Source organism: Pseudomonas sp. WJP1, assembly GCF_028471945.1.
In the GTDB taxonomy this organism is placed as follows: domain Bacteria; phylum Pseudomonadota; class Gammaproteobacteria; order Pseudomonadales; family Pseudomonadaceae; genus Aquipseudomonas.
Window position 1 is genome coordinate 1,563,447 of the sequence record NZ_CP110128.1, and the last position, 21,919, is coordinate 1,585,365.

General features: G+C 60.8%; 25 protein-coding genes. 17 read left to right on the forward strand and 8 right to left on the reverse strand.

From position 1 onward, the window contains the following. Nucleotides 1–225: 225 nt before the first annotated feature. The 7 genes from OH720_RS07110 (at nucleotide 226) to OH720_RS07140 (ending at nucleotide 6,841) form a co-directional block, all read left to right on the forward strand. Nucleotides 226–1,152, forward strand: coding sequence for a LysR substrate-binding domain-containing protein (locus tag OH720_RS07110; RefSeq protein WP_272605042.1), 927 nt, complete (start codon nucleotides 226–228; stop codon nucleotides 1,150–1,152). Between the two features lie 57 nt (nucleotides 1,153–1,209). Then, a complete protein-coding gene (locus tag OH720_RS07115) occupies nucleotides 1,210–1,575 on the forward strand; it encodes a 5-carboxymethyl-2-hydroxymuconate Delta-isomerase (RefSeq protein WP_272605043.1) in 366 nt (121 codons plus the stop codon). A 288-nt stretch (nucleotides 1,576–1,863) separates the two neighbouring features. Next, complete coding sequence (locus tag OH720_RS07120; RefSeq protein WP_272605044.1) at nucleotides 1,864–3,513, forward strand: phosphoethanolamine transferase; 1,650 nt, start codon at nucleotides 1,864–1,866, stop codon at nucleotides 3,511–3,513. 65 nt (nucleotides 3,514–3,578) lie between these two features. Beyond that, complete coding sequence (locus OH720_RS07125; RefSeq protein WP_272605045.1) at nucleotides 3,579–4,241, forward strand: class I SAM-dependent methyltransferase; 663 nt, start codon at nucleotides 3,579–3,581, stop codon at nucleotides 4,239–4,241. Nucleotides 4,242–4,364: 123 nt separating this feature from the next. Next, the gene (gene rnd / locus OH720_RS07130; RefSeq protein ID WP_272605046.1) at nucleotides 4,365–5,498 is read left to right on the forward strand and encodes a ribonuclease D; all 1,134 of its coding nucleotides are present in this window, start codon (nucleotides 4,365–4,367) and stop codon (nucleotides 5,496–5,498) included. Beyond that, nucleotides 5,495–5,788: a YcgL domain-containing protein gene (locus tag OH720_RS07135; RefSeq protein ID WP_272605047.1), complete on the forward strand. Its 294-nt coding sequence runs from the start codon at nucleotides 5,495–5,497 to the stop codon at nucleotides 5,786–5,788. Before rnd ends, OH720_RS07135 begins: the two co-directional genes overlap by 4 nt. Nucleotides 5,789–5,908: 120 nt before the next feature. Next, nucleotides 5,909–6,841: a D-2-hydroxyacid dehydrogenase gene (locus OH720_RS07140; protein ID WP_272605048.1), complete on the forward strand. Its 933-nt coding sequence runs from the start codon at nucleotides 5,909–5,911 to the stop codon at nucleotides 6,839–6,841. Between the two features lie 57 nt (nucleotides 6,842–6,898). Here the strand turns inward: OH720_RS07140 and OH720_RS07145 are convergent, their stop codons facing one another. Further along, nucleotides 6,899–7,492 (reverse strand): nitroreductase family protein, encoded by a 594-nt coding sequence (locus OH720_RS07145; protein WP_272605049.1) that lies wholly within the window; start codon nucleotides 7,490–7,492, stop codon nucleotides 6,899–6,901. A 279-nt stretch (nucleotides 7,493–7,771) separates the two neighbouring features. On the opposite strand from OH720_RS07145, the gene OH720_RS07150 reads away from it, so the two are divergent. Then, nucleotides 7,772–8,221, forward strand: coding sequence for a YcgN family cysteine cluster protein (locus tag OH720_RS07150; RefSeq protein ID WP_008056118.1), 450 nt, complete (start codon nucleotides 7,772–7,774; stop codon nucleotides 8,219–8,221). Between the two features lie 20 nt (nucleotides 8,222–8,241). Beyond that, a complete protein-coding gene (locus tag OH720_RS07155; RefSeq protein ID WP_272605050.1) occupies nucleotides 8,242–9,474 on the forward strand; it encodes a hypothetical protein in 1,233 nt (410 codons plus the stop codon). Nucleotides 9,475–9,544: 70 nt separating this feature from the next. Here the strand turns inward: OH720_RS07155 and OH720_RS07160 are convergent, their stop codons facing one another. The 4 genes from OH720_RS07160 to OH720_RS07175 all read right to left on the reverse strand — a co-directional run bounded on the left by OH720_RS07160 (nucleotide 9,545) and on the right by OH720_RS07175 (nucleotide 11,783). Beyond that, nucleotides 9,545–9,922 carry a YgaP family membrane protein gene (locus OH720_RS07160; RefSeq protein WP_272605051.1) on the reverse strand — a complete coding sequence of 126 codons (378 nt, stop codon included), beginning with the start codon at nucleotides 9,920–9,922 and terminating at the stop codon, nucleotides 9,545–9,547. Nucleotides 9,923–10,002: 80 nt separating this feature from the next. Then, nucleotides 10,003–10,473 carry an RNA methyltransferase gene (locus OH720_RS07165; RefSeq protein WP_007911337.1) on the reverse strand — a complete coding sequence of 157 codons (471 nt, stop codon included), beginning with the start codon at nucleotides 10,471–10,473 and terminating at the stop codon, nucleotides 10,003–10,005. A 203-nt stretch (nucleotides 10,474–10,676) separates the two neighbouring features. Then, complete coding sequence (locus OH720_RS07170; RefSeq protein WP_110966870.1) at nucleotides 10,677–11,048, reverse strand: YajD family HNH nuclease; 372 nt, start codon at nucleotides 11,046–11,048, stop codon at nucleotides 10,677–10,679. Nucleotides 11,049–11,096: 48 nt separating this feature from the next. Beyond that, the gene (locus OH720_RS07175) at nucleotides 11,097–11,783 is read right to left on the reverse strand and encodes a spermidine synthase (RefSeq protein WP_272605052.1); all 687 of its coding nucleotides are present in this window, start codon (nucleotides 11,781–11,783) and stop codon (nucleotides 11,097–11,099) included. Nucleotides 11,784–11,878: 95 nt separating this feature from the next. On the opposite strand from OH720_RS07175, the gene OH720_RS07180 reads away from it, so the two are divergent. Then, nucleotides 11,879–12,169, forward strand: coding sequence for a hypothetical protein (locus tag OH720_RS07180; protein ID WP_272605053.1), 291 nt, complete (start codon nucleotides 11,879–11,881; stop codon nucleotides 12,167–12,169). Here the strand turns inward: OH720_RS07180 and OH720_RS07185 are convergent. Further along, a complete protein-coding gene (locus OH720_RS07185) occupies nucleotides 12,166–12,639 on the reverse strand; it encodes a cyclic nucleotide-binding domain-containing protein (protein WP_272605054.1) in 474 nt (157 codons plus the stop codon). The two genes, OH720_RS07180 and OH720_RS07185, sit on opposite strands and share 4 nt — an antisense overlap. 216 nt (nucleotides 12,640–12,855) lie before the next feature. Then, on the reverse strand, nucleotides 12,856–14,910 hold the full coding sequence (locus OH720_RS07190) for a S9 family peptidase (protein ID WP_272605055.1): 2,055 nt from the start codon (nucleotides 14,908–14,910) through the stop codon (nucleotides 12,856–12,858). Nucleotides 14,911–15,124: 214 nt separating this feature from the next. Between OH720_RS07190 and OH720_RS07195 the strand changes: the two genes are divergently transcribed. The 3 genes from OH720_RS07195 to OH720_RS07205 are packed head-to-tail and all read left to right on the forward strand — an operon-like array spanning nucleotide 15,125 to nucleotide 16,987. Next, the gene (locus OH720_RS07195; RefSeq protein WP_272605056.1) at nucleotides 15,125–15,622 is read left to right on the forward strand and encodes an MFS transporter; all 498 of its coding nucleotides are present in this window, start codon (nucleotides 15,125–15,127) and stop codon (nucleotides 15,620–15,622) included. Nucleotides 15,623–15,655: 33 nt separating this feature from the next. Continuing rightward, a complete protein-coding gene (locus tag OH720_RS07200) occupies nucleotides 15,656–16,432 on the forward strand; it encodes a class II glutamine amidotransferase (RefSeq protein WP_272605057.1) in 777 nt (258 codons plus the stop codon). 12 nt (nucleotides 16,433–16,444) lie between these two features. Further along, on the forward strand, nucleotides 16,445–16,987 hold the full coding sequence (locus tag OH720_RS07205; protein ID WP_272605058.1) for a DUF2937 family protein: 543 nt from the start codon (nucleotides 16,445–16,447) through the stop codon (nucleotides 16,985–16,987). 112 nt (nucleotides 16,988–17,099) lie between these two features. On the opposite strand, the gene OH720_RS07210 is transcribed toward OH720_RS07205, so the two are convergent. After that, complete coding sequence (locus tag OH720_RS07210) at nucleotides 17,100–18,014, reverse strand: LysR family transcriptional regulator (protein WP_272605059.1); 915 nt, start codon at nucleotides 18,012–18,014, stop codon at nucleotides 17,100–17,102. A 147-nt stretch (nucleotides 18,015–18,161) separates the two neighbouring features. On the opposite strand from OH720_RS07210, the gene OH720_RS07215 reads away from it, so the two are divergent. The 4 genes from OH720_RS07215 to OH720_RS07230 all read left to right on the forward strand — a co-directional run bounded on the left by OH720_RS07215 (nucleotide 18,162) and on the right by OH720_RS07230 (nucleotide 21,898). Then, complete coding sequence (locus OH720_RS07215) at nucleotides 18,162–19,448, forward strand: MFS transporter (RefSeq protein WP_272605060.1); 1,287 nt, start codon at nucleotides 18,162–18,164, stop codon at nucleotides 19,446–19,448. 73 nt (nucleotides 19,449–19,521) lie between these two features. Then, a complete protein-coding gene (locus OH720_RS07220) occupies nucleotides 19,522–20,274 on the forward strand; it encodes a 5-oxoprolinase subunit PxpA (protein WP_272605061.1) in 753 nt (250 codons plus the stop codon). Further along, on the forward strand, nucleotides 20,271–20,975 hold the full coding sequence (gene pxpB, locus OH720_RS07225) for a 5-oxoprolinase subunit PxpB (RefSeq protein ID WP_272605062.1): 705 nt from the start codon (nucleotides 20,271–20,273) through the stop codon (nucleotides 20,973–20,975). The genes OH720_RS07220 and pxpB overlap by 4 nt, the downstream gene beginning before the upstream one ends. Then, entirely contained in the window at nucleotides 20,972–21,898 is a 927-nt protein-coding gene (locus OH720_RS07230) for a biotin-dependent carboxyltransferase family protein (RefSeq protein WP_272605063.1), read from the forward strand. The genes pxpB and OH720_RS07230 overlap by 4 nt, the downstream gene beginning before the upstream one ends. The last annotated feature ends 21 nt before the right edge of the window (nucleotides 21,899–21,919 follow it).

The following is a 21,919-nucleotide window of genomic DNA, read 5'->3' on the forward strand; positions in this document are numbered from 1 at the left end:
GGCTTGGATGACGCAGGAAATACTGGATTAATTGCGCTGCTTTATCATCCGTTGGACTGTGTCGCGATGTTTGCCTCCTCCTTCGACAGGGGAGGCTAAGTAGGGCCCAACGCTTGCGCCTGTTGGCATTAACCACAAATCCCTCGAGGCATTCGTTCAGTCGCGTAGACGCCGATTGTTACAACTCCCTAAACTGTCGCTTGTTTTTGAGTGCGGGGTCAGTGGATGAATCGCAACGAGCTACGCAAGGCCGACATCAACCTGATGGTGGTGTTTGAAGCGCTGATGCTGGAGCGCAACGTCACCAAGGTGGCGAAGAAGCTGTTTCTCGGTCAGCCGACCATCAGTTCGGCGCTCAACCGCTTGCGTACCATGTTCAACGATCCGTTGTTCATACGTGTCGGCCATCGCATGGAGCCGACGGCGCGGGCTGAAGAGATCTTTCGGCACTTGTCGCCGGCGCTGGATTCGTTGTCGGTGGCGTTGAGCCTGACCCATGAGTTCGACCCGGCCAGCAGCACCATGACCTTTCGCATCGGGATGTCCGACGATGTCGAGTTCGGCCTGCTTCCGCCGTTGCTACGGGCGTTGCGCCAGGAAGCGCCGAAGGTGGTGTTCGTGGTGCAGAATGTCGATTACTGGCGCATTCCCGACTTGCTGGCCTCTGGCGACATAACGGTCGGCGTCAGCCAGACCCGTGGCCTGCCAGCCAACGCCAAGCGCAAGTTGTTGCGGCACATTCGTCCTTGCGTGTTGCGTGCCGATGCCAGCGATACACCGCTGACGGTCGATGAGTACTGTTCGCGCCCCCATGTGTTGGTGTCCCATATTGCCAACGTCAGTGGTTTTGCTGACGACTGGCTGGCAGCGATCGGCCGCACGCGCCAGGTGGTGCTCTCGGTGCCGCAATACAGTTCGTTGCCGGCCTTGATCGCCGGGACCGACCTGATTGCCAGCCTGCCGGATTACGCCGCAGAGGCCATGGCGGCGTCCGGTCAGTTGTTCAAGGAGCCGTTTCCGTTTCGGACACCGACCCTCGAGTTGTCCATGGTCTGGCTCAGCCATGTCGACAGTGACCCTGCGGAGCGCTGGTTGCGCTCACGCCTTGAAGCCTTCATGGGGGAGCGCAATCTGTTGTCGCTGCCCCAGTGAACAAGGCAGCGCTGTGCTATATGTAAGAGCTTTACGTCGACCTACAGGAGTTATGCCATGCCTCACCTGCACCTGGAATACACCGCCAACCTGCCTGCCCTGAATGCCGATGTGGCGTTGATGCGCCTGAACAATACGCTGGTGGGGTCCGGTCAGTTCGGTGCCGAATTGGACATCAAGAGTCGCGCGGTGAAGATCGAGACGTTCAAGGTCGGCACGGCATTGGCCGAGCGGGCGTTCGTGCATGTGAAACTGGCGGTGCTGAGCGGTCGCTCCGCGGAAATAAAGAAGCAGCTGTCGGAAAGCCTGCTGGCTGTGGTCAAGGATCTATGCCAGTGGCCGGCGGGGCTGGAAGTGCAGTTGTGCGTGGAAATTCTCGACATCGATCGGGAATCCTATGCCAAGGTCACCGTCGGCACCTGACTTTCAGGCCGTATTCGCTTCGATGCAGGCCTCGATCACTTGCTCGCACAAGTGACAAGGTTGCCCCTATAAGACGCTCTTGTGTCCTTCAGCCTTCAATCGTGCTGAACAAGAGCTGAACCATTCTCAAATAGGTAGAAAGTTTCATCGAGTGTAAGACTGGCAACTAATCGTTGGCTTCTTTTTCACGAAAAATTGATGGTCGGCTGCCTAGAGTTAGTGTTGTCGCGATAAATGAAATTTTCACATTTATCGAAGGCACTTCTTTTCAGGGATAAGCCTTTCACCATGTTCAAGATTAAAGCCGTGCGCCCGGAATGGGTGACACTGATTGCCAGCGCCTTTTTATTGACTGCCTTCAATCTTGTATTGTGGCAGCACCTCTTCGAGATCACCGCCGCGGATGGTAAGGGTATCGTCATGCGCGTGGCGTTCGGGGCGATGATCCTCGCGGCCTTCAACATCATCCTGACCTTGCTGGCGTTCCGGCCGGTGCTCAAGCCCGTGCTGACCCTGCTTTTCATGATCAGTGCGGGCGTGGCTTATTTCATGGGGCAATATGGCGTCCTGATCGACATCGGCATGTTGCGCAACTTTGCCCAAACCAATGCAACGGAAGTGCGTGACTTACTGTCATTAAAGTTGCTTGCTTATATTGTTTTCCTCGGTGTGCTGCCGTCCTGGTTGTTGTGGCAAATCCCGGTTAGTTATCGCCGCTGGCATCGTGAGTTATTAAGCAAGGCGCTCGTGACTTTTGCCTCGGCGGCGGTCATTGGTGGTGTTGCACTGATTAACTATCAAGGCCTGTCTTCGCTGTTTCGCAATCACCATGAGCTGCGTCTGATGGTGGTTCCAAGCAACTACATTGGTGCCTTTTCCGGTTACTTGCGCGAACAGGTCGCGTCGGCACGCCAGCCTTTCGTCAAAATCGGTGAAGACGCGCAACGCAATCTGGCCTGGCAAACCCATGGTCGCAAGTCCCTGACGGTTCTGGTGGTCGGTGAGAGTGCCCGGGCCGAAAACTTCGGCGTGCTCGGCTACAACCGCGACACCACGCCGAAACTGGAAAAGGAAGCCGGGCTGATCGCATTTACCGATGTGAAATCTTGCGGCACTGAAACGGCGGTGTCCGTGCCCTGCATGTTCTCCAACATGGGGCGCAAGGATTACAACGCCAGCAAGGCCAAGAACGAAGAAGGGCTGCTCGATGTGCTCAAGCGTGCGGGCCTGGATGTGATCTGGCGTGACAATCAATCTGGCTGCAAGGGTACCTGCGATCGCGTCACCCTCGATGACGTCAGCAATCTGAAAGACCCGGTGCTGTGCGCCAACAGTGAATGCCGCGATGAAATCCTGCTGCAAGGTTTGCAACATTTCATCGATAACCTGGACAAAGACACGGTACTTGTACTGCACCAGATGGGCAGTCACGGTCCGGAGTACTACAAACGTTATCCGAAGGAATTCGAGCGCTTTACTCCGGTCTGCCAAAGCAATGCGCTGAACAACTGCAGCCGCGAAAGCATCATCAATGGCTATGACAATACGCTGGTGTACACCGACCATGTGCTGTCGACCCTGATCGATCTGTTGCGCAGCAACCAGGACAAAGTCGATACCGCGATGCTGTATCTGTCGGACCACGGCGAGTCCCTGGGCGAATACAACCTGTTCCTCCATGGCACCCCTTACATGCTGGCACCGGAGCAACAGAAACATGTGGCGATGCTGGCCTGGTTCTCCGACAGCTATCAGAAGTCGTTCTCGGTGGACACCCATTGCCTGCAGATGAGTCGTGAAAAGCCCTTGAGCCAGGACAACCTGTTCCATTCGATGCTGGGGCTGCTGGAGGTCAACAGCAAGGTCTATAACCAGGACCTGGATATGTTTTCCGGCTGCCGCAGGGCGGCGATCGATGGCGTACTGGCCAAAGATTGAGTGCTGCGACCTCTGTACCTACGACGGCCCGCGGCCGGCACATCTACGTTCGAGAGCCCTTGCACATGACTGCCCAGTCCCCCTGCGCCATCGAACTCGAGTTCGCCCGGCATTATGACCAGGAGCACGCCCGCGTCTGCCAGCAGCCGCGAGCGCAAGGCATGGGCGAGCGCCTGGCGTTCTGGCGAGACGAGCAAATGGTGCGCCGGGCACTCAAGGTCGCTGGCGAACCGGGCTTGATTCTCGATGTGGCTTGCGGGGTCGGGCGCTTCTGGTCGGTGCTGGGCGAGCGGGCGAACCGGGTGATCCTCGCGATGGACCCGTCCCAAGCAATTCTCGAACATGCCTGGACCCACCATCCGCAGAGCCTGATGCAGCGAGTCAGGACCTTTCAAAGCTCAGCCTTCAACATTGGCTTGCCTGTGAATGCGGTTGACTGCATTTTTTGCATGCAGTTGTTTCAGCACATAACCTGTCCGGAGCTTCGTTTAGCGATGTTGGGCGAGTTTTACCGCGTCAGTCGCGATACGGTAATTGTGGCGGTGCGGGTCGCTGGCCGTTGCAGCGCAGGGCGCACCGACGGGCAGGGGGCTCCGGCAGGGCCGCTGGTCAGCAAGACCCAGGTCGAGGCTGAGTTCAAGAGGGCAGGATTGCGCGTGCTCAGCCATCAGGATTTTCTGCCCGGTCGCGCCCCGAGGCGGGTTTACGTGCTGGGTAAGGTCGATTAGGCCGTGTTTGTCCGACTATTCTTACAGTCAGGCAGGCATTTTCGCTAAAGCTCTTGTTCAGTGGATGCGCGGAAATCGTCGGGGGCGATATATACTGCGCGCCATTCTTCAAGGGAGAGCCGTGTGGCCATCGATATTCACTGGATTCGCGACAACGATAGCCTCGGTAGGTTTTGCACCGAGTGGCAGCAGCTGCCGTTCGTTGCCCTCGACACCGAATTCATGCGGGTCGACACCTTCTACCCGATTGCAGGCCTGCTGCAGGTCGGCGATGGCGAGCGTGCGTACCTGATCGATCCGCTGACCATCGACAACTGGCAGCCCCTGGCCGCCTTGCTGGAAAATCCGGCGGTGGTCAAGGTTGTCCATGCGTGCAGCGAAGACCTCGAAGTCCTGCTGCGCCTGACCGGTAGCCTGCCGGCACCGCTGTTCGATACGCAACTGGCCGCCGCTTACCTGAACCTGGGTTTCTCCATGGGCTATTCGCGGCTGGTGCAGGAAGTGCTGGGGATCGACCTGCCCAAGGGCGAAACCCGTTCCGACTGGCTGCAACGCCCGCTTTCCGAGACCCAGATCAGCTACGCCGCCGAAGACGCCGTGCACCTGGCGGAAGTGTTCGTGAAATTGCGCCCGCAACTGTCCGATGACAAATACGCCTGGGTCCTGGAAGACGGTGCGGAGCTCGTGGCCAACCTGCGTCGCGAAATCGACCCGTTCGAGGTCTACCGCGACGCCAAGCTGGCCTGGAAACTGTCCCGCGCACAGCTCGCCGTGTTGCGTGAACTCTGCGCCTGGCGCGAGCAAGAGGCGCGTGCCCGTGACCTGCCACGTAACCGCATCATCCGCGAGCATTCGCTGTGGCCGTTGGCGCGCACGCAACCGGACAACCTCGGCGCATTGGCGAAAATCGAAGACATGCACCCGCGTACCGTGCGTCAGGACGGCGAATTCCTGCTTGAGCTGATCAAGCGCTCTGGCAGTGTGTCGCCGGAGCAATGGCCGCCCGCTGTGCCTGAGCCGTTGCCGGTGGACGCCGCTGCGCTGCTCAAGCGGCTCAAGGCCATCGGCCAGTCCGAGGCCGAGCGCCTGAACATCGCGCCTGAGCTGATGCTGCGCAAGAAAACCCTGGAAGCGCTGCTCAAGAGCGGCTTCCCCAATGGTCCCTACCAATTGCCTGATTCGCTGCGTGGCTGGCGCCGCGAATTGATGGGCCAGGCGCTGCTCGACAGCCTGGCCACCGCCGGAGAACAGCCTTGAAACGTATTTGCTCCATCTACCGCAGTTCGAAAAGAAACGAGATGTACCTCTATGTGCTCAAGAGCGATGCTCTGGAGCGTGTACCGGAGCCCTTGATGGCCGCCTTCGGCAAAGCCATCCACGCGTTCGACCTGGTGTTGAGCCCCGAGCGCAAACTGTCGCGCGAAGACATCACCGTCGTGCTGGATAACCTCGAAAAGCAGGGCTATCACCTGCAAATGCCGCCAGCGGAAGAGGAATACATCGAGCACTTGCCGGAAGAATTGCTGCGACGCAACGACCCCATGTGATCGACAGGCAGGCTCTGTTCAGGGCCTTGCAGGACACTGGAATGATTTTGGCGAGGGCCGCAAGGACGGAGCAGGACTCTGTCGGCGGTCGTCTGCACGGTTTTTCGAAAGGTTTGAAGCATGCGCGTTCTGATTGCTGATCACGACCACCCGGTGTACGCCCGACTGTTGCAAGAGGCGGCGCCTGACGTGGAAGTACTGACCAGCGGCGATTCCGCCGAGCTGGCGCGCCTGGCTAGCGATTGCCCGGTCTGGCTCGGTCAACCCGACTTGCTGGCGACCCTGTTGCGTCAGGGGCATCAGCCACAATGGCTGCAATCGACCTGGGCAGGGATCACGCCGCTGTTGGCCGATGGCTTGCCTCGGCACTATCGCCTGACCCGCGCAGTGGGGATTTTCGGCCAGGTCATGGCCGAGTATGTACTCACCTACATGCTCGGCCACGAACGCGAGGTGCTGGCACGGCTGGTCAGCCAGGTCGAGCGCAAATGGGACAGCCGTCACGGCCAGAGCCTGGCGGGGCGCAAGGTATTGATCGTCGGTACCGGTGATATCGGGCAGACGGTGGCGCAATTCCTCGTACCCTTTGGTGTGCAGCTGTACGGCATCGCCAGTGAGGCCCGTGAGCAGGCACCCTTTATCGAAGTCGGCTCGCTGGCGGACCTGCCACGATTGGTTGGTGAAGTGGATTACGTGGTCAATCTGCTGCCAAATACACCGAACACCCACGATATCTACGATGCGGCGCTGTTCAAGCAGTTCAAGCCGAGCGGATTGTTCATCAACGTCGGGCGCGGTGTGGCGGTGGTGGATGCGGATCTGGTGGAGGCCTTGAAGGAAGGGCATCTGGTGGGCGCGGTGATTGATGTCTGTCGCCAGGAGCCGCTGCCGCAACGTCATCCGTTCTGGACGGCTTTTGGCCTGCTGCTGACGGGTCATAGCTCGGCACCGACCTCGCCATCGTTGATGGTGAATCTGTTTGTCGAGAACCTGCGGGCGTATCAGGCCGGTGAAGCGTTGCGTGGGGAAGTGGATTTTAGTCGCGGGTACTGAGCTGCTAGCTCTGATCGTTCCCACGCAGAGCGTGGGAACGATCAGGTTCAGCACGCCTTAGAGGGTGAAGTCGCCTTCAGCGGCGAGTTCGTTCAACGGCCGCCGCGGGCTTGGTTCTTCACGCGCTTGCAGATATTCCGCCAGCGTCGCTTTATCCCCCAACTTCCCGACTGCCACGGCTGCGTGCAGGGCGTAGCCTTCAGGAATGTTCAGCTCCTTGCGGGTCAGTTCCTGATCGAAACCTGCCATGCCGTGGGTGTGCCAGCCACTGATGCTGGCTTGCAGCGCCAGGTGACCCCAGGCGGAGCCGGTGTCGAAGGTGTGCCACAGCGCCGGGGTTTCTTCGGCGGCGCCAGGCGCGGTGAAGGTGGTTTTCGAGATCACGATCACCAAGGCCGAGGCGTGTTGCGCCCAGCTGCGGTTGAATTCGTTCAGCAGGCCCAGGTAACGCTCCCAGTTCGGCGTATCGCGACGCGCATAGAGAAACCGCCAAGGCTGCGAGTTGTACGCCGACGGTGCCCAGCGCGCGGCTTCGAAGAAGCTCAGCAGGGTTTCTTCAGGAATGGTTTCGCCGGTGAAGGCGCGGGGCGACCAGCGATCGGTAAACTGCGGATGGATGGCGTAATCGGCAATGCGTGGATTTGCACTCATCAAGAGATTCCTTGCTACGTTTGAAAGTGAGGGTCGTCTGAAACCTGCGGGCGCAGTTGAGCTGGGCGGTGAGGTTATTCGAGAGCCTGGGCGGTCACCGCAATGCAACGCGGTCGAGCGTTAATGGCATGCAGGTAGGGCTCCTTGCGATTGGCAAAGCTACTTGGCGCCGCCCTCGCTGACAAGTCCCGTGCTACCGACAGTCGCCAATGCTTGGCCCGCAGGGCTGCGGGCACTAGACTGGCGGCCTTTTCACCACCTGATGTCGATGCTCGAACCATGGCCGCCAAAGTAGAACCGTTCTGGATACGCAAAACCCTCGATCAACTTGATCAGGAGGAATGGGAATCGCTGTGCGACGGCTGTGGCCTGTGCTGCCTGCAAAAGCTCGAAGACGAAGACGACAACAGCGTCTATTACACGCGTATCGCCTGCAAACTGCTGGACTTGAAAACCTGCCAGTGCAGCGATTACCCCAACCGTCGCGCCTCGGTGCCGGACTGCATCCAGCTCACACCGGGCAAGGCCGACGAGTTCAAATGGCTGCCACCGACCTGCGGCTATCGCCTGGTCAGCGAGGGCAAGGACCTGCCGTTGTGGCATCACCTGGTGTGCGGTGATCGTGACGCGGTGCACCACGAACGTATTTCCCAGTCCGGACGCATGCTTGCCGAAGGCAGCGTGGCTGAAGAGGATTGGGAAGACCATCTGATCTTCCGCGCGGGTTAAGGTTTTACAAAGGAGTGTATATGGCTGTGGGATGGCGGCGGGCGCTGGCCGTTGGGTTATTGACCCTGAGTGCTCCCGTGTGGGCGGCGACGAAGAAGGTTGACCTGGATTACCACGTGCGCCTGTTGCCACAAAGCGATCAGGCTGAGGTACGCCTGACCTTGGCCCAGGGCTCGGCGGTGCGCAGCCTGGATTTCGACCTCGGCGACGGCAGCCACTACAGCGATTTCAAGGCCGACGGTCAATGGCAGCTGACCGAAGGCAAGCAGGCCCGTGGTGTCTGGCGCCCGGCCCCCGACAAGTCCAGCCTGACCTACCGAGTGCGCATCAGCCATGGCCGCAAGAGCGGCAGCTTCGACACGCGCATGACCCCGGCCTGGGCGCTGATGCGCGGCGACGATCTGGTGCCGGCCGCCAAACTCGATCAGCAGGACGGCATCGAGCTGGTGTCACGCCTGGAATTCGAGTTGCCCAATGGCTGGCAAAGCGTGGAAACCGCCTGGCCGCGCATCGGCAAGAACAAGTTTCGCATCGATAACGTTTCCCGATTGTTCGACCGGCCCACGGGCTGGATGCTGGCGGGTCACCTCGGTAGCCGGCGCACCCGATTGGGCGAAACCGAAGTCACTGTCACCTCGCCGCGAGGCCAGGGCATGCGGCGCATGGACGTGCTGACGCTGCTGACGTTTGTCTGGCCGCAGGTGCAAGCCGTGTTTCCTCGTCACCCGACCAAGTTGTTGATTGTCGGCGCCAGCGATCCGATGTGGCGCGGCAGTCTGTCGGCGCATGAATCGATTTACCTGAATACCCGCCTGCCGCTGGTCAGTGAAAGCGGTACGAGCGCGTTGGTGCGCGAGTTGACCCAGGTATTCGGCCGCATCAACGACCAGCAGCGCAGCGACTGGATCAGCGAAGGGTTTGCCGAGTACTACGCCATCGAACTGGTGCGCCGGGCCGGGGGGATGAGTGACGAGCGGTATGAGGACCTGCACAGGAAGCTGGTCAAGGACAGCCAGAAAGTCACCAGTTTGCGCGGCGAGCAGATCAATGCCGCGCAGGTGGCCAAGGCAGTGCTGTTGCTGCAGGAGCTGGATCGCGAGATTCGCCTGAAGACCCGTAACAAGCGTTCGCTGGATGATGTGATGCGTGGGGCGATGCGTCTGGGGAGCATTGATACCAAGGAATTCGTGCAGCTCAGTGAGAGCGTGATCGGCGAGTCTTCTAAAGTCCTCGATACCGAGTTGCTTCAATAATACCGCCTTCGCTGTAGGAGCGAGGCTTGACCGCGAAGGGGCCATAAGCCTCACTCCATATCTGGAAGGATCAAACCCCGGTCTTAGGCGATTTCAACGAATCATTCCCCGTCACCGTCGCAGTTTTGGTCGCCGCCTCAGCGTTAGCCTTCAATTGTCTCAACTCTTCCCCCGCACGCTCGATCTTCGCCCGCACGTTGTTCATGTCCTGACGGCTTTTTTCCAGCAGGCTTTTCGCCGAGCTGTGCCCGGTGATGCCGCGGGCCAGGGCCACACCGCCGATGGCCACCTGAATCAGGCCGAACAGGCCGCCGCGACGTAAACCCTTGCCGACCATGACTACGCCGCCCGCCAGTGAGCCGATGCGCTCCCAGCCATGTACGTTCTGCTCGGAAGCGGTCTGGAACGGGGTGGATTCGATGCGCTCTACGCGTTTGAGTTCGCTCATGATCTGACTCCAGGCTTGGGTATTGGATAGATAAGCTGACTGCCGCAGCAGGCCACTTGTTCCATCGGATATGCGGCGATTCAGCGGAATTTCGGCCCTGAACGGGTGTTGAGGCCCTTGGCCATGCGGTCGTAGAGCACAACGTTGACCGTGGCGGCGAGGTTCATGCAGCCGGTGGTCGGGATGTAGACCACGTCTTCGCACCAGTCACGGATCTCTTTGTCCAGCGAGCCGTCTTCCGGGCCGAAGATGTAGAGCGCGCGGTCCGGGTGGGTGTATTCCGGCAACGGGCGGGCGCCTTCGACCAGTTCCACGGCAACGGGTACGCAATTGAGGGGCAGGATTTTCTTCAGGTCGTCGATGCCGATCAGCGGGATGTCGTAATGGACACGCTTGGTATCGGTGACGAAGTCGGCGGCGCGTTCATAGCGTTTGCCGGTGTAGAACACCGACGCCACGCCATAACAGCCTGCGGCGCGCATCACCGAACCGACGTTCTCCGGTGATTTGGGGTTATACAAACCAATGCAGCTGTACCGTTTGTCTGCCACGAGCGGGGTGCCTTTGGGAAAAAAGCGCGATTATACGGGGATTCGCTGGCAGCGGTCAGTTCACGGATTGATGGTGCCCAGGCAATTGCAATCGCGGGCAAGCCCGCTCCCACAGGGTCTGTGGTGTACACAAAATGCGTGATCACCCCCAATCACTGTGGGAGCTGGCTTGCCAGCGATGAGGCCGGGACAGTCGCGGAAAATTATTCGTCTTTCTTCATCAGGCCTGCCAACGCCGCAAACGGATTATGCGTCGCCTTGGCGATTTTCGGCGTGCTCAGCGAGCCCTCGCCGAAATATTGCTGGTCGGTATAACGCGAGTGTTCGTTATCGTGGCAGTACAGGCACAACAACTCCCAGTTCGACCCGTCCTGTGGGTTGTTGTCGTGGTTATGGTCGCGGTGGTGCACGGTCAGTTCGCTCAGGCGTTTGCCGGAGAATTCACGGGCGCAGCGGCCGCACACGTGCGGGTACATCTTCAGGGCCTTGTCACGGTAGCCCATTTCCTTATCGCGCTGGTTGTCGGCGAGGATGCGGTCCAGCTTGGAGGTGTTGGTCGGGGTGGACGAACTCATGGGTTCACCTTTGTTGAATGACTAATGACGGTATACACGCAGTTTAGCTCAGCCCTTGAGCTTCTCGGCAATCCAGATGGTGTGGCGGGTGCCCTTGTTGCCGTGGGCGAAGACCTGCACTTCCTCGGCCTTGAAACCGGCTTTCTTCAGTTTGTCGGAAAACTGTCGGTCGGCGCTGGCCGACCAGACCGCCAGCACGCCCTTGGGCCGCAGGGCCTTGGCGCAGGCGCTCAGGCCTCCGGCGGAGTAGAGCCAGCTGTTGGCCCGCTGGGTCAGGCCTTCGGGGCCGTTGTCGACGTCGAGCATGATCGCATCGAAACCTTGCGGTTCTGCCTGCAGGACCTTGGCCACGTCTTCCAGGCGGATCACCGTGCGCGGGTCTTGCAGCGGGTTGCCGGCTTTTTCGCCCAGCGGTCCGCGGTTCCACTCGACCACACCCGGCACCAGTTCGGCGACTACCACTTGCGCGGACTTGCCCAGGTGCTTGAGCGCCGAGGCGAGGGTGAAGCCCATGCCAAGGCCCCCGATCAACACCCGCGAGTTCGCACGGCCCGCGACCTTGCGGCAGGGGATCTCGGCCAGGGCATCCTCGGAGCCGTGCATGCGCGTATTCATCAATTGCCCGCCGTCACCGCCCTGGATCTTGATGACGAAATCCTCGCCATACTCGAACAGGCACAGGGCACCGCCGTTCTCGGGAATAGGGGCGGTATCGAGCAGGACAAAACGTTTCATGGGGCTCACTTGAGGAAAAATGGCAGCACAGGGGAAGGCAAACGGGCGCAGTTGGGAGTAGCCTGCAAATGACTACCAGGCCAACGGAGCCATTGATGAAGCGCACCATTCTAACGGCCATTGCCCTGGCCGCGCTCTCGATAACTGCAGTGTCGGCCCAGCCGCTACAGACCACGCCGACCAGTCCCGCGCCAATGCCCGGTTCGCCGGGCACCGCAACGCCCACGCCGTATCCGCAAATCAGTCCGGTACCGTTGCCGAAAGTGGGCCCGGGCAGTGGCGGCCCGCCGTTGGTACCGATCGAGATGCCGAGTCCGCCGATCAAGGACCAGCCGGTGCCAGGGATCGAGCAGAACCCGCCGAAGGTCAAGTCGCCTGGTGGTTAAACCTGCTGCGACAGCAATTGCCCATCAACCATGCGCAAGCGTTTGGAGAGCGAGACGGCGAGGGCGCGGATGATCTTGGCGGCGATTTTCGGGGCGTCGTTGAGCATCTTTTCCAGCGAATCCTTGCCCAGGTTGAGCAATTGGCAGTTGCTCGCCGCCACACAACTGGCCGAACGCCGCTCGCCGTCGAGTACGGCCATTTCGCCGAACGAGCGACCGCTGCGCAGTGTCGCGATGGTCACCTGCTGGCCGTCGCTGGCGGTCTTCTGCACCGCCACCTGGCCGGTGTGGATGATGCACATGAAGCTGCCGGCATCGCCCTCGTGGAAAATTTCTTCGCCCTGGGCAATGGTGCTGAGGTTGAAATAGCCCGAGGCCGCGGCGAATTCCGCCGGTAGCAGTTGGTTGAACAGGCCGCAGTCCATCAGCCAGTTGCGAATTTCGTTGTTCAATAGAGTGGGTTCTGACATGTCGGGCAATCTTTATTGTTGTGTCTGTTTCGGGCTCGATTTTGAAATCACCACAATCCCCCTGTAGGAGCGAGCCTGCTCGCGATGGCGGTGGCATATCCAGCATAATTGTTGAATGTGCCGCCTTCATCGCGAGCAGGCTCGCTCCTACAGGGGATCAGTGTTGTATCGGCTTCCTGTATCCGGAATTAAGACCCGCACACCCAGCCAAGTTCCTCAGGCAACACCCAATACCTTGAACAAAAATGCATATTCGAGTGCCACGTCACGCAATCCCTGGTATCGACCGCTCATCCCGCCATGCCCGGCGCCCAGTTCGGTCTTGAGCAGCAGCGGATTGCCGTCGGTCTTGATGGTGCGCAATTTCGCCACCCATTTGGCCGCTTCCCAGTACTGCACGCGGCTGTCGTTGTAGCCGGCGATCACCAGCATCGGCGGATAGGCTTGCGCGGTGACGTTTTCGTAAGGCGCGTAGGCCTTGATCCGCTCATGAACGTCCGGCTCTTGAGGATTGCCCCACTCGTCGTATTCCGTGACGGTCAATGGCAGCTCCGGGTCGAGCATGGTGTTAAGCACATCGACGAACGGCACTTCGGCAATCGCCGCGCCAAACAGTTGCGGGCGCTGGTTGAGCACCGCCCCGATCAGCAGGCCACCGGCACTGCCGCCGCTGATTGCCAGCTGTGGCGCGGTGGTAAAGCCATTGGCGATCAGGTGTTCGGCGCAGGCGATGAAGTCGCTGAAGGTGTTCTGCTTATGCTCCTGCTTGCCGGCGCGATACCAGGCTTCGCCCAGTTCACCGCCGCCGCGCACGTGAGCGATGGCGAACGCCATGCCGCGATCGAGCAGGCTCAGGCGGGCGTGGGAGAACCACGGGTCGAGGCTTTCGCCATAGGCGCCATAGCCGTACAGGTAGAGCGGAACCGGCTTGCCAAGTGCTTCGCGCTTGACCACCAGGCTGATCGGCACTTGCGTGCCATCGGGCGCCGTGGCCCACAGGCGCTGGCTGACGTAGGCGTCGGCGTCGAACGGGCCAAGTACCGGGGTTTGCTTGAGCACTTTCTGCTCGCCGCTGACCAGTTCCAGCTGGCGGATTTGCGCCGGACGGTTCAATGCTTCGTAGCGCAGGCGAATCCGCTCGCTGACGAATTCCAGGCTGTTCTGCACGTGCAGGCTGTAGGCCGCGTCCGGCAGTTGTACCCGATAGCTCGGCAGGTCCTGGGGGTGAACCTCGATCACCGGCAAACCGCCGACCCGCAGGCTCAGGGTCATGGCGCCGGCATTCAGGCTCATGCCATCGATCATCACCGTGTCGCTGTGGGGGATCAGGCTATGCCAGTCGGCCTCGGCTGGCGCCACGCCGCGATCGATGGCGGTGTACAGGGCAAAATTGATGCCGTCGCGATTGGTGCGGATGAACCAGGTCCATTGGCCATCAAGCGCGCCGTGGTCAACGTCGTACTCATGGTTTTCCGCCCGTGGCGCTACGCAGGTAAAGGGCAGTTGTGGAAGGTTGGCGTCGAGCACCCAGACTTCGCTGGTGGTCTTGCTGCCCACGGACAGCAGCAATTGCTGTTCGGAGCTCGAACGGTAGCAGTGCATGAAGAAGCGGCCGTCCGTTTCATGGAACACTTCTTCGGCCGCCGTGCCGTCCAGGCGATAGCGCAACAGCTTGTGCGGGCGATGGGTGTCGTCCAGCTCGCCGAAAAACAGGGTCAGGCTGTCGTTGGCCCAGGTCATGCTGCCGTCGCAATCCTGGAACTCCAGTTCACTGACGCGACCGTCGGACAACTCCTTGACGAACAGCGTGTAGATTTCGTCGCCCGTGGAATCGATGCTGTAGGCCAGGCGCTGGTGATCGGGGCTGATGCTGAACGCGCCGAGGGAAAAGAAACCGCCTTTGGCCAGTTCGTTGGGGTCCAGCAGCAATTGTTCCTGGCTTTCGTCGAGCACCAGGCTGTCGTCGGCCGGACGCGGGCAGCGGTAGTGACGGGCGTACTCGTCACCCGCCGTGGTGCGCGTGTAGTACAGGTAGGGTCCCCAGGGCGAGGGCAGGGACAGGTCGGTTTCGAGAATCCGGCCCTTGATTTCCTCGAACAGGGTTTCACGCAACCCGGCCTGATCGGCGGTTTGCGCCTCCTGGTAACGGTTTTCAGCGTTCAGGTAGTCGAGCACCGCAGCGCTGTCGCGCTCCTGCAGCCAGGCGTACGGGTCTGATCCTTCGGCCTTGCGGGCAATCGGTGGCGTGATGGCGTTCGCGGATAAGGACATGAATGGCTCTCGAACAATGTACGAAACGGGGTTGATAACCTGTGGGAGTGAGCCTGCTCGCGATGGCGGACTGAACGTCAACACGGATGTTGAATGTACCGGCCTCATCGCGAGCAGGCTCGCTCCCACAGGTTCTGTGTCAGGTCCGACTGGCATTGAAGCAGCCTGATGGACGAAAAGCCGTTATCATAAGCGCCTCTTTGCCTGCCTTGCCATGGACACCATGACCGAGAACGACTATCTGATCGCTTGGGGCCTCTACGCCTTTGCCGCTTTGGGCTGCCTGCTGGTGTGGATGCGCATCACCCGCTGGATGTGGCGCTGGTTGCGCGAACCCCTGCGCCTGCTGATGGCGGTGCTGCTGTTCAGCCCGACCATCATCGACCCGGTGAAGGAAAAAGTGGCCCCGGCCATTGCCATCACCGCCCTTGACCTGTTGTTCAAGGTCGGCAACAACGCGTGGCGGGCGATTTCCGACCTGTTCATGTACGGCATGATCGCTTTCGGCATCTACCTGGTGTTCGTGGCGATTCGGTTCGTCCTCGAACGTGGCGCCAGGGCCCGCAAAGAGCAGGCGGCTGCCGCCCAGGCCGCGATCCGTGCCGACGAGCCGGAAGAGGACCACCCCTTCGGCGGTGCCGGCGATGATCGTTACGGCCGTCCGCCGGTGCCGGGCAATCCCCAGCGGATGCGCGTCGAACCCCGTCTGTAAGCGTGCCCCTGCCATAGAAGCGAGAGTTTGAGCATGTGTGAGTTATTGGGCATGAGCGCCAATGTCCCGACCGATATCGTGTTCAGCTTCACCGGGCTGATGCAGCGCGGTGGGCGTACCGGGCCGCACCGGGACGGTTGGGGCATCGCTTTCTACGAAGGCCGGGGTTTGCGCCTGTTCCAGGACCCGGCGGCGAGCTGCGAGTCGGAAGTCGCGAACCTGGTGCAACGCTACCCGATCAAGAGCGAAGTGGTGATCGGGCATATCCGCCAGGCCAACGTCGGCAAGGTCTGCCTTTCCAACACCCATCCCTTCGTGCGCGAGTTGTGGGGGCGTAACTGGTGCTTCGCCCATAATGGCCAGTTGGCGGATATGCAGCCCACGGCCAGCTTCTACCGCCCTGTTGGCGATACCGACAGCGAAGCGGCGTTCTGTGACTTGCTCAACCGTGTGCGTGCCGCGTTTCCTGAACCCGTGGAGGTCGAAGAACTGCTGCCGGACCTGGTCGCTGCCTGCGCCGAATACCGCAGCAAGGGCGTGTTCAACTGCCTGCTCAGCGATGGCGACTGGCTGTTCTGCTATTGCTCGACCAAACTGGCGCAGATCACCCGTCGCGCCCCCTTCGGCCCGGCGCGCCTGAAGGACGTCGATGTGATCGTCGACTTCCAGGCCGAAACCACGCCCAACGATGTGGTGACGGTGATCGCCACCGAGCCCCTGACCGAAAATGAAACCTGGACCCGCTACGAGCCAGGCCAATGGAGCCTGTGGCGACGCGGTGAATGCGTCAGCCAGGGCCGGACCGAATAAGGATCTTCCCCCATGTTGCTCAGTTATCTACGGCTGGTGTTGTTTGCGGCGGGCCTGTTGATCGGTGTCCAGGTGCCGGGGTTCATCAATGATTATGCCAAGCGGGTCGAAGCTCACCTGATTGAAGCGCAGGCCGGGCTGAGCGGGTTCCAGAACACCGCCAATCAATTCTTCAAGGGCGACATGCAGGCCCTGGTCGCCCACTATCGCGCCAGTGAAGACCCGATCTTTCGCAGCGACGCCGACAGCCTGGGCAACTTGCTGACTCGCCAGGTGGCGTTGGACAAGCAGTTCCAGGCGATGCAAGGGCCGTGGTACATCCGCTTCCTGCAAGTGGTGCTGGCCGCGGACCCGGACATTCGCAAGGAAACCTGGAACGGCTACAGCTACCAGATCCTGTTGAATCCGGAGGCGATGATCTGGGGCATGAGCGGTGCGTTGCTGCTGTCGTTCGGGATCGAGTGCCTGTTCCGCCTGATCGATTGGGTGGTGCTGGGCGGCAAGCGCCTGCGCCAGAGCCGGCCGATCGAAGAACGGGATTTGCGCGGGCTGTGATGATCGTTCCCACGCTCTGCGTGGGAATGCAGCCCGGGACGCTCTGCGTCCCTCCAGAGCCGAACGCAGAGCGTCCGTTGAGGCATTCCTTTGCGGCGCGTGGGAACGATCATCAGTGGGCAAGGATGATGTAATTCTCACCCACCCGACGCGCATACCCCTCCAGCACCTGCTGGCACAACGTCACGATCTCCTCGACCCATTCCACGCCCACCCGCCACGACACCACCACTTGCAGGTCCGGTGGTCGCTGGTCGATATCCAGCAAGGTCAATTCACCCCGAGCCAGTTCCTCCGCCACCAGCACCGGCGGCAATGCACCGATGCCAAAGCCGTCGCGCAGTAACCGGGTGATCGCCGAGACCGAGTTCACGCAGTTCAGCCGTGGCGCCATGACGCCGTTGGCCTGCATCAGGGCGAGCACTTCCTGATGGGGGTGGGAGTTTTTCGAGTAGGTGATGATCCGCTCATTCGCCAGGTCGGCGATGCCTGAGTAGTCGCGGTTGTAGAGCGAATTGCTGGCGACGATCCAGCCCATGGGGTGGCTGGCCAGTTCCAGGCTGCGCACGCTTTCCTGGCGCAGCAGATCGGTTTGCAGGATCACATCGAGAAAGCCTTTTTGCAGCTGATCGCAGAGGTTGAGCGAGGTATCGGCCACCAGTTCGATTTCCACCAGCGGGTAGTGATCGGTCATCTGCGCCACCAACGGGCTCAGCCAGGTGTGGATTACTGTGTCCATCACACCGATGCGCACGCGACCGGCCTTGCTCGAGCGGGTCTCGATCGACTGCTTGAGCGCCTGCATGGTGTCCATCATTTGCTCGGCGTATTCGAGCACTTTCAAGCCTTCGGGCGTCAGGCTCACACCGCGCGAGTCGCGCAGGAACAGCTTCACCCCAAGCTCGCCTTCGAGCACGGCAATGCGGCTGGAAATCGACGCCTGGGTGGTGAAAAGCTTGTCGGCGGTGAGGCGGAAACTCTTGAGCCGGGCGACCCAGACAAATGTCTCGAGAAACTTCAGGTTCATGTGATCAAGTTTTTCTTATGGCTAGGGCGGGTTTTTATTAGTTGGACGCAGAGGGCTGGCGCGTCCAAGAATCGACACATCCGGTTCCCACGATAGGCGTCGTCGGGGCTCAGAACAATACCAATAAAACCAGCGCGGAGATTTGCCATGAGTGCGCCCGACACCACCGCCATTCCGAAAGCCACGGCTCGCCCGGGACCTTTCGACTGGTATCGCAACATCAATCAGCAGGAACGCCGCACCTTCTGGAGCTGCAAGATCGGCTATGGCCTGGATGGCATGGACACCCAGATGCTCAGCTTCGTGGTGCCGACCCTGATTGCCATGTGGGGCATCACTACCGGCCAGGCCGGGCTGATTCACACCAGCACGCTGATCGCGTCGGCCATTGGTGGCTGGGTGGCGGGGATTCTCTCCGACCGCATCGGCCGTGTGCGCACCTTGCAACTGACCGTGCTGTGGTTTGCCTTCTTCACCTTCCTTTGCGGTTTCGCCCAGAGCTACGAACAACTGCTGATTGCGCGGACCCTGATGGGCTTCGGTTTTGGCGGCGAATGGACCGCCGGCGCGGTGCTGATCGGCGAAGTGATCCGCGCCCAGGACCGCGGCAAGGCCGTGGGCATGGTGCAATCGGGCTGGGCGCTGGGCTGGGGCCTGACCGCGATCCTGTACGCGCTGCTGTTCTCGATCATGCCGCCGGAAGACGCCTGGCGCGCATTGTTCATCCTCGGCATCGTGCCGGCTGTTTTCGTGATCTTCGTTCGTCGCCTGGTCAAGGACCCGGAAATCTACCGCGAAGCCAAAGCCAAGGAGGCCCCGAGCAATCCGTCGAAGTTCTACGAGATCTTCGCCCCCGGCATGCTCTTCACCACGATTCGCGCTTCGCTGCTGACCACCGGTGCGCTGGGCGGTTACTACGCGATTACGTCCTGGCTGCCGACCTTCCTGAAGAACGAACGCGGTTTGAGCGTACTCGGCACGGGCGGTTATCTGGCGATGGTGATCGTCGGTTCCTACGTCGGTTATGTCATCAGCGCCTATTTGACCGACATCCTCGGTCGCAAAAAGAACTTCATCCTGTTCGCCGTCGGCTCGTTCACCATAGTGCTGCTGTACACCCAATTGCCGGTCAGTAACGGCGTGATGCTGTGGCTGGGCTTCCCACTGGGCTTCTTCGCCTCGGGGATTTTCAGCGGCATGGGTTCGTTCCTGACCGAGCTGTTTCCAACGCGGATTCGCGGTTCGGGCCAAGGCTTTTGCTACAACATCGGTCGGGCGCTGGCGGCGTTGTTCCCGCTGCTGATCGGCCTGCTCAGCCAGACCGTGCCGCTGAGCGTGGGTATCGGTGCCTTTGCGGCGGTGTCCTACGGCGTGGTGATCCTCGCGGCCCTGAGTTTGCCGGAAACCCGTGGCAAGCAACTCGACGCCCAGTAACTGATAACCTGCGGGCATGTCCTACGGATATGTCCGGCAGCTAAAAAGAATAAAGCCTACAGGAGTGTTCATCGTGAGCCGCCTGCTATTGAACTGCGACATCGGCGAGAGTTTCGGTAACTGGACCATGGGTCTGGACGCAGAGGTCATGCCCTTCATCGATTGCGCCAACATCGCCTGCGGTTTCCATGCCGGCGACCCGAGCATCATGCGCAAGACCGTCAGCCTGGCCCTCAGCCACGGTGTGCAGATCGGCGCGCATCCGGCCTATCAGGACCTGGTTGGTTTTGGCCGCCGCTCCATGGCCTATACCGCCCAGGAACTGCAGGACATCCTGCATTACCAGATCGGCGCCCTCGACGGCATCTGCCGGGCCCAGGGCGGGCGGGTCAGCTACGTCAAACCCCACGGCGCGATGTACAACGACATGATGGCCAACCCCGCGCAATTGCGCGCCGTGCTGCAAGCGGTGGCGTCCTATGACCGCAGCCTGCCGCTGATGCTGATGGCCAGCCGCGACAACAGCGCCGCACAGCAGTTGGGCGAGGAGTACGGCGTGACCCTGTGGTTCGAAGCTTTCGCCGACCGCGCATACGACTACGCCGGCATGTTGGTCTCGCGGCAACTGCCGGGGGCGGTGCATCACGAGCCGGAGAAAATCATCGAGCAGGCGTTGATCATTGCCCGTGGCGATCACCTCACCGCCAATGACGGCAGCGCCTTGCACTTGCAGGCCAACACCCTGTGCGTGCACGGCGACAATGCCAGTTCGGTAGCCGCCGTGCGGCGCATTCGTGACGCTCTGAATCAGCAGGGCGCGTCATGAAACTGCGGGTAGAAGTGGTCGCGCTCGATTGCCTGATGGTGCGTCTGTTCGATGAAATCGCCGAAGCCAACATGCCATGGATGCTGGCGGCCAGCGAAAGTCTGCGGGCGGCGTTTGGTGGGCACCTGATCGACCTAGTGCCGTCCTACACGACCTTGATGGTGCATTACGATTTGACCGCGTTGAGCCCGACCCAGGCTCGGGAATTGATTGCCGAAGCACTGATCGACCTGTCGCCCAATGCACGTACTCGTGGCAAATGCCATGTGCTGCCGGTGTGGTACGACTTGAGTGTCGGTCCTGAACTGAGCCTGTTGTCACAGCGCAGCGGATTGTCGGTTGAGGACGTCATCCGCCGTCATAGCGAACGTGAGTATCAGGTGTTCGCCCTGGGCTTCGCACCGGGGTTCGCGTTCATGGGCCTGGTGGAAGAAGTGCTCGCCGCACCGCGCCTGAGCACACCGCGCAAGAAAGTCGCCGCCGGCAGTGTCGGTATCGCCGAGCGGCAGACGGCCGCCTATCCGGTGGTCTCCCCCGGCGGCTGGAACCTGATCGGCCGCACACCGGCCAAATTGTTCGACCGCAACCGTGACGGCTACAGCCTGATGCAACCGGGCGACACCGTGCGCTTCGAAGCGGTCGGCCATGCCGAATTCATCAACCTGGGCGGTGATGACACGCCATTGGAGGCCCAGGTATGAGCCGTCTGACGATTGAAGCGAGTACACCGCTGTGCCTGTTGCAGGACGCCGGCCGTTTCGGTGTGCGGCATCTGGGCGTGACCCAGGGCGGGGCGGCTGATTGGCGTTCGATGTCCTGGGCCAACTGGTTGCTGGGTAACGGGCTGGATGCACCGGTGATCGAAATCACCCTCGGCGGGTTCAATGTCGTGGCGCAAGACGATTGCGTACTGGCGTTGGCCGGGGCCGATCTGGGGGCAAAGGTGGACGGCGAGCCGCTGGCACCGTGGCGTAGCTTCAGGCTGCAAAAGGGCCAGCAATTGCAATTCACCCAGCCATTGCTCGGCGCCCGGGCCTACCTGGCCGCACCGGGTGGCTTCGATGCGCCGAAAGTCTTGGGCAGCAGCGCGACGGTGGTCCGTGAGGAACTCGGCGGCCTGGATGGCATGGGGCGTGCGCTGGATAAAGGCGCGAGTTTGAGCTATTCGGGCAATTCGGTGATGTTGCTGCGCGAATTGAGCGCAGATCAGCGGCCGGACCTGAGGCTTGATACGCCGTTGGACCTGGTGCTCGGTGCGCAGATCGGTGAGTTCAGCGGGCAGAGTCTGTTCGATGCGTTCAACAGCGTGTGGAACCTCGACAGCCGTGCCGACCGCATGGGCATTCGCCTGTTGGGTACGGCGTTGCACTACCAGGGCAAGCCGATGATTTCCGAAGGCATTCCATTGGGCGCTGTGCAGGTACCGCCGGACGGGCAGCCGATCGTGCTGCTCAATGACCGGCAGACCATTGGCGGTTATCCACGGTTGGGGGCGTTGACGCCGTTGGCGCTGGCGCGGCTGGCGCAGTATTTGCCGGGCGCGCAGGTGCGGTTGCGGCCGGTGGTGCAGGAGGTTGCTCATCGGGAGCAGGTCGAGTACTTGCGCAGGTTTTCACACCGCTAACAGCTTCGTCGGAACGCCGCC

What these genes read in the sequence shown, in the direction of transcription:
- OH720_RS07210 (WP_272605059.1), bottom strand. Translation starts at nt 18,014, where the DNA reads ATGAACCTGAAGTTTCTCGAGACATTTGTCTGGGTCGCCCGGCTCAAG.
- OH720_RS07125 (WP_272605045.1), top strand. Translation starts at nt 3,579, where the DNA reads ATGACTGCCCAGTCCCCCTGCGCCATCGAACTCGAGTTCGCCCGGCAT.
- OH720_RS07175 (WP_272605052.1), bottom strand. Translation starts at nt 11,783, where the DNA reads ATGAAACGTTTTGTCCTGCTCGATACCGCCCCTATTCCCGAGAACGGC.
- OH720_RS07195 (WP_272605056.1), top strand. Translation starts at nt 15,125, where the DNA reads ATGGACACCATGACCGAGAACGACTATCTGATCGCTTGGGGCCTCTAC.
- OH720_RS07215 (WP_272605060.1), top strand. Translation starts at nt 18,162, where the DNA reads ATGAGTGCGCCCGACACCACCGCCATTCCGAAAGCCACGGCTCGCCCG.
- OH720_RS07160 (WP_272605051.1), bottom strand. Translation starts at nt 9,922, where the DNA reads ATGAGCGAACTCAAACGCGTAGAGCGCATCGAATCCACCCCGTTCCAG.
- OH720_RS07205 (WP_272605058.1), top strand. Translation starts at nt 16,445, where the DNA reads ATGTTGCTCAGTTATCTACGGCTGGTGTTGTTTGCGGCGGGCCTGTTG.
- OH720_RS07150 (WP_008056118.1), top strand. Translation starts at nt 7,772, where the DNA reads ATGGCCGCCAAAGTAGAACCGTTCTGGATACGCAAAACCCTCGATCAA.
- OH720_RS07170 (WP_110966870.1), bottom strand. Translation starts at nt 11,048, where the DNA reads ATGAGTTCGTCCACCCCGACCAACACCTCCAAGCTGGACCGCATCCTC.
- OH720_RS07200 (WP_272605057.1), top strand. Translation starts at nt 15,656, where the DNA reads ATGTGTGAGTTATTGGGCATGAGCGCCAATGTCCCGACCGATATCGTG.
- OH720_RS07230 (WP_272605063.1), top strand. Translation starts at nt 20,972, where the DNA reads ATGAGCCGTCTGACGATTGAAGCGAGTACACCGCTGTGCCTGTTGCAG.
- OH720_RS07155 (WP_272605050.1), top strand. Translation starts at nt 8,242, where the DNA reads ATGGCTGTGGGATGGCGGCGGGCGCTGGCCGTTGGGTTATTGACCCTG.
- OH720_RS07115 (WP_272605043.1), top strand. Translation starts at nt 1,210, where the DNA reads ATGCCTCACCTGCACCTGGAATACACCGCCAACCTGCCTGCCCTGAAT.
- OH720_RS07185 (WP_272605054.1), bottom strand. Translation starts at nt 12,639, where the DNA reads ATGTCAGAACCCACTCTATTGAACAACGAAATTCGCAACTGGCTGATG.
- OH720_RS07120 (WP_272605044.1), top strand. Translation starts at nt 1,864, where the DNA reads ATGTTCAAGATTAAAGCCGTGCGCCCGGAATGGGTGACACTGATTGCC.
- OH720_RS07140 (WP_272605048.1), top strand. Translation starts at nt 5,909, where the DNA reads ATGCGCGTTCTGATTGCTGATCACGACCACCCGGTGTACGCCCGACTG.
- OH720_RS07180 (WP_272605053.1), top strand. Translation starts at nt 11,879, where the DNA reads ATGAAGCGCACCATTCTAACGGCCATTGCCCTGGCCGCGCTCTCGATA.
- OH720_RS07190 (WP_272605055.1), bottom strand. Translation starts at nt 14,910, where the DNA reads ATGTCCTTATCCGCGAACGCCATCACGCCACCGATTGCCCGCAAGGCC.
- OH720_RS07110 (WP_272605042.1), top strand. Translation starts at nt 226, where the DNA reads ATGAATCGCAACGAGCTACGCAAGGCCGACATCAACCTGATGGTGGTG.
- pxpB (WP_272605062.1), top strand. Translation starts at nt 20,271, where the DNA reads ATGAAACTGCGGGTAGAAGTGGTCGCGCTCGATTGCCTGATGGTGCGT.
- OH720_RS07145 (WP_272605049.1), bottom strand. Translation starts at nt 7,492, where the DNA reads ATGAGTGCAAATCCACGCATTGCCGATTACGCCATCCATCCGCAGTTT.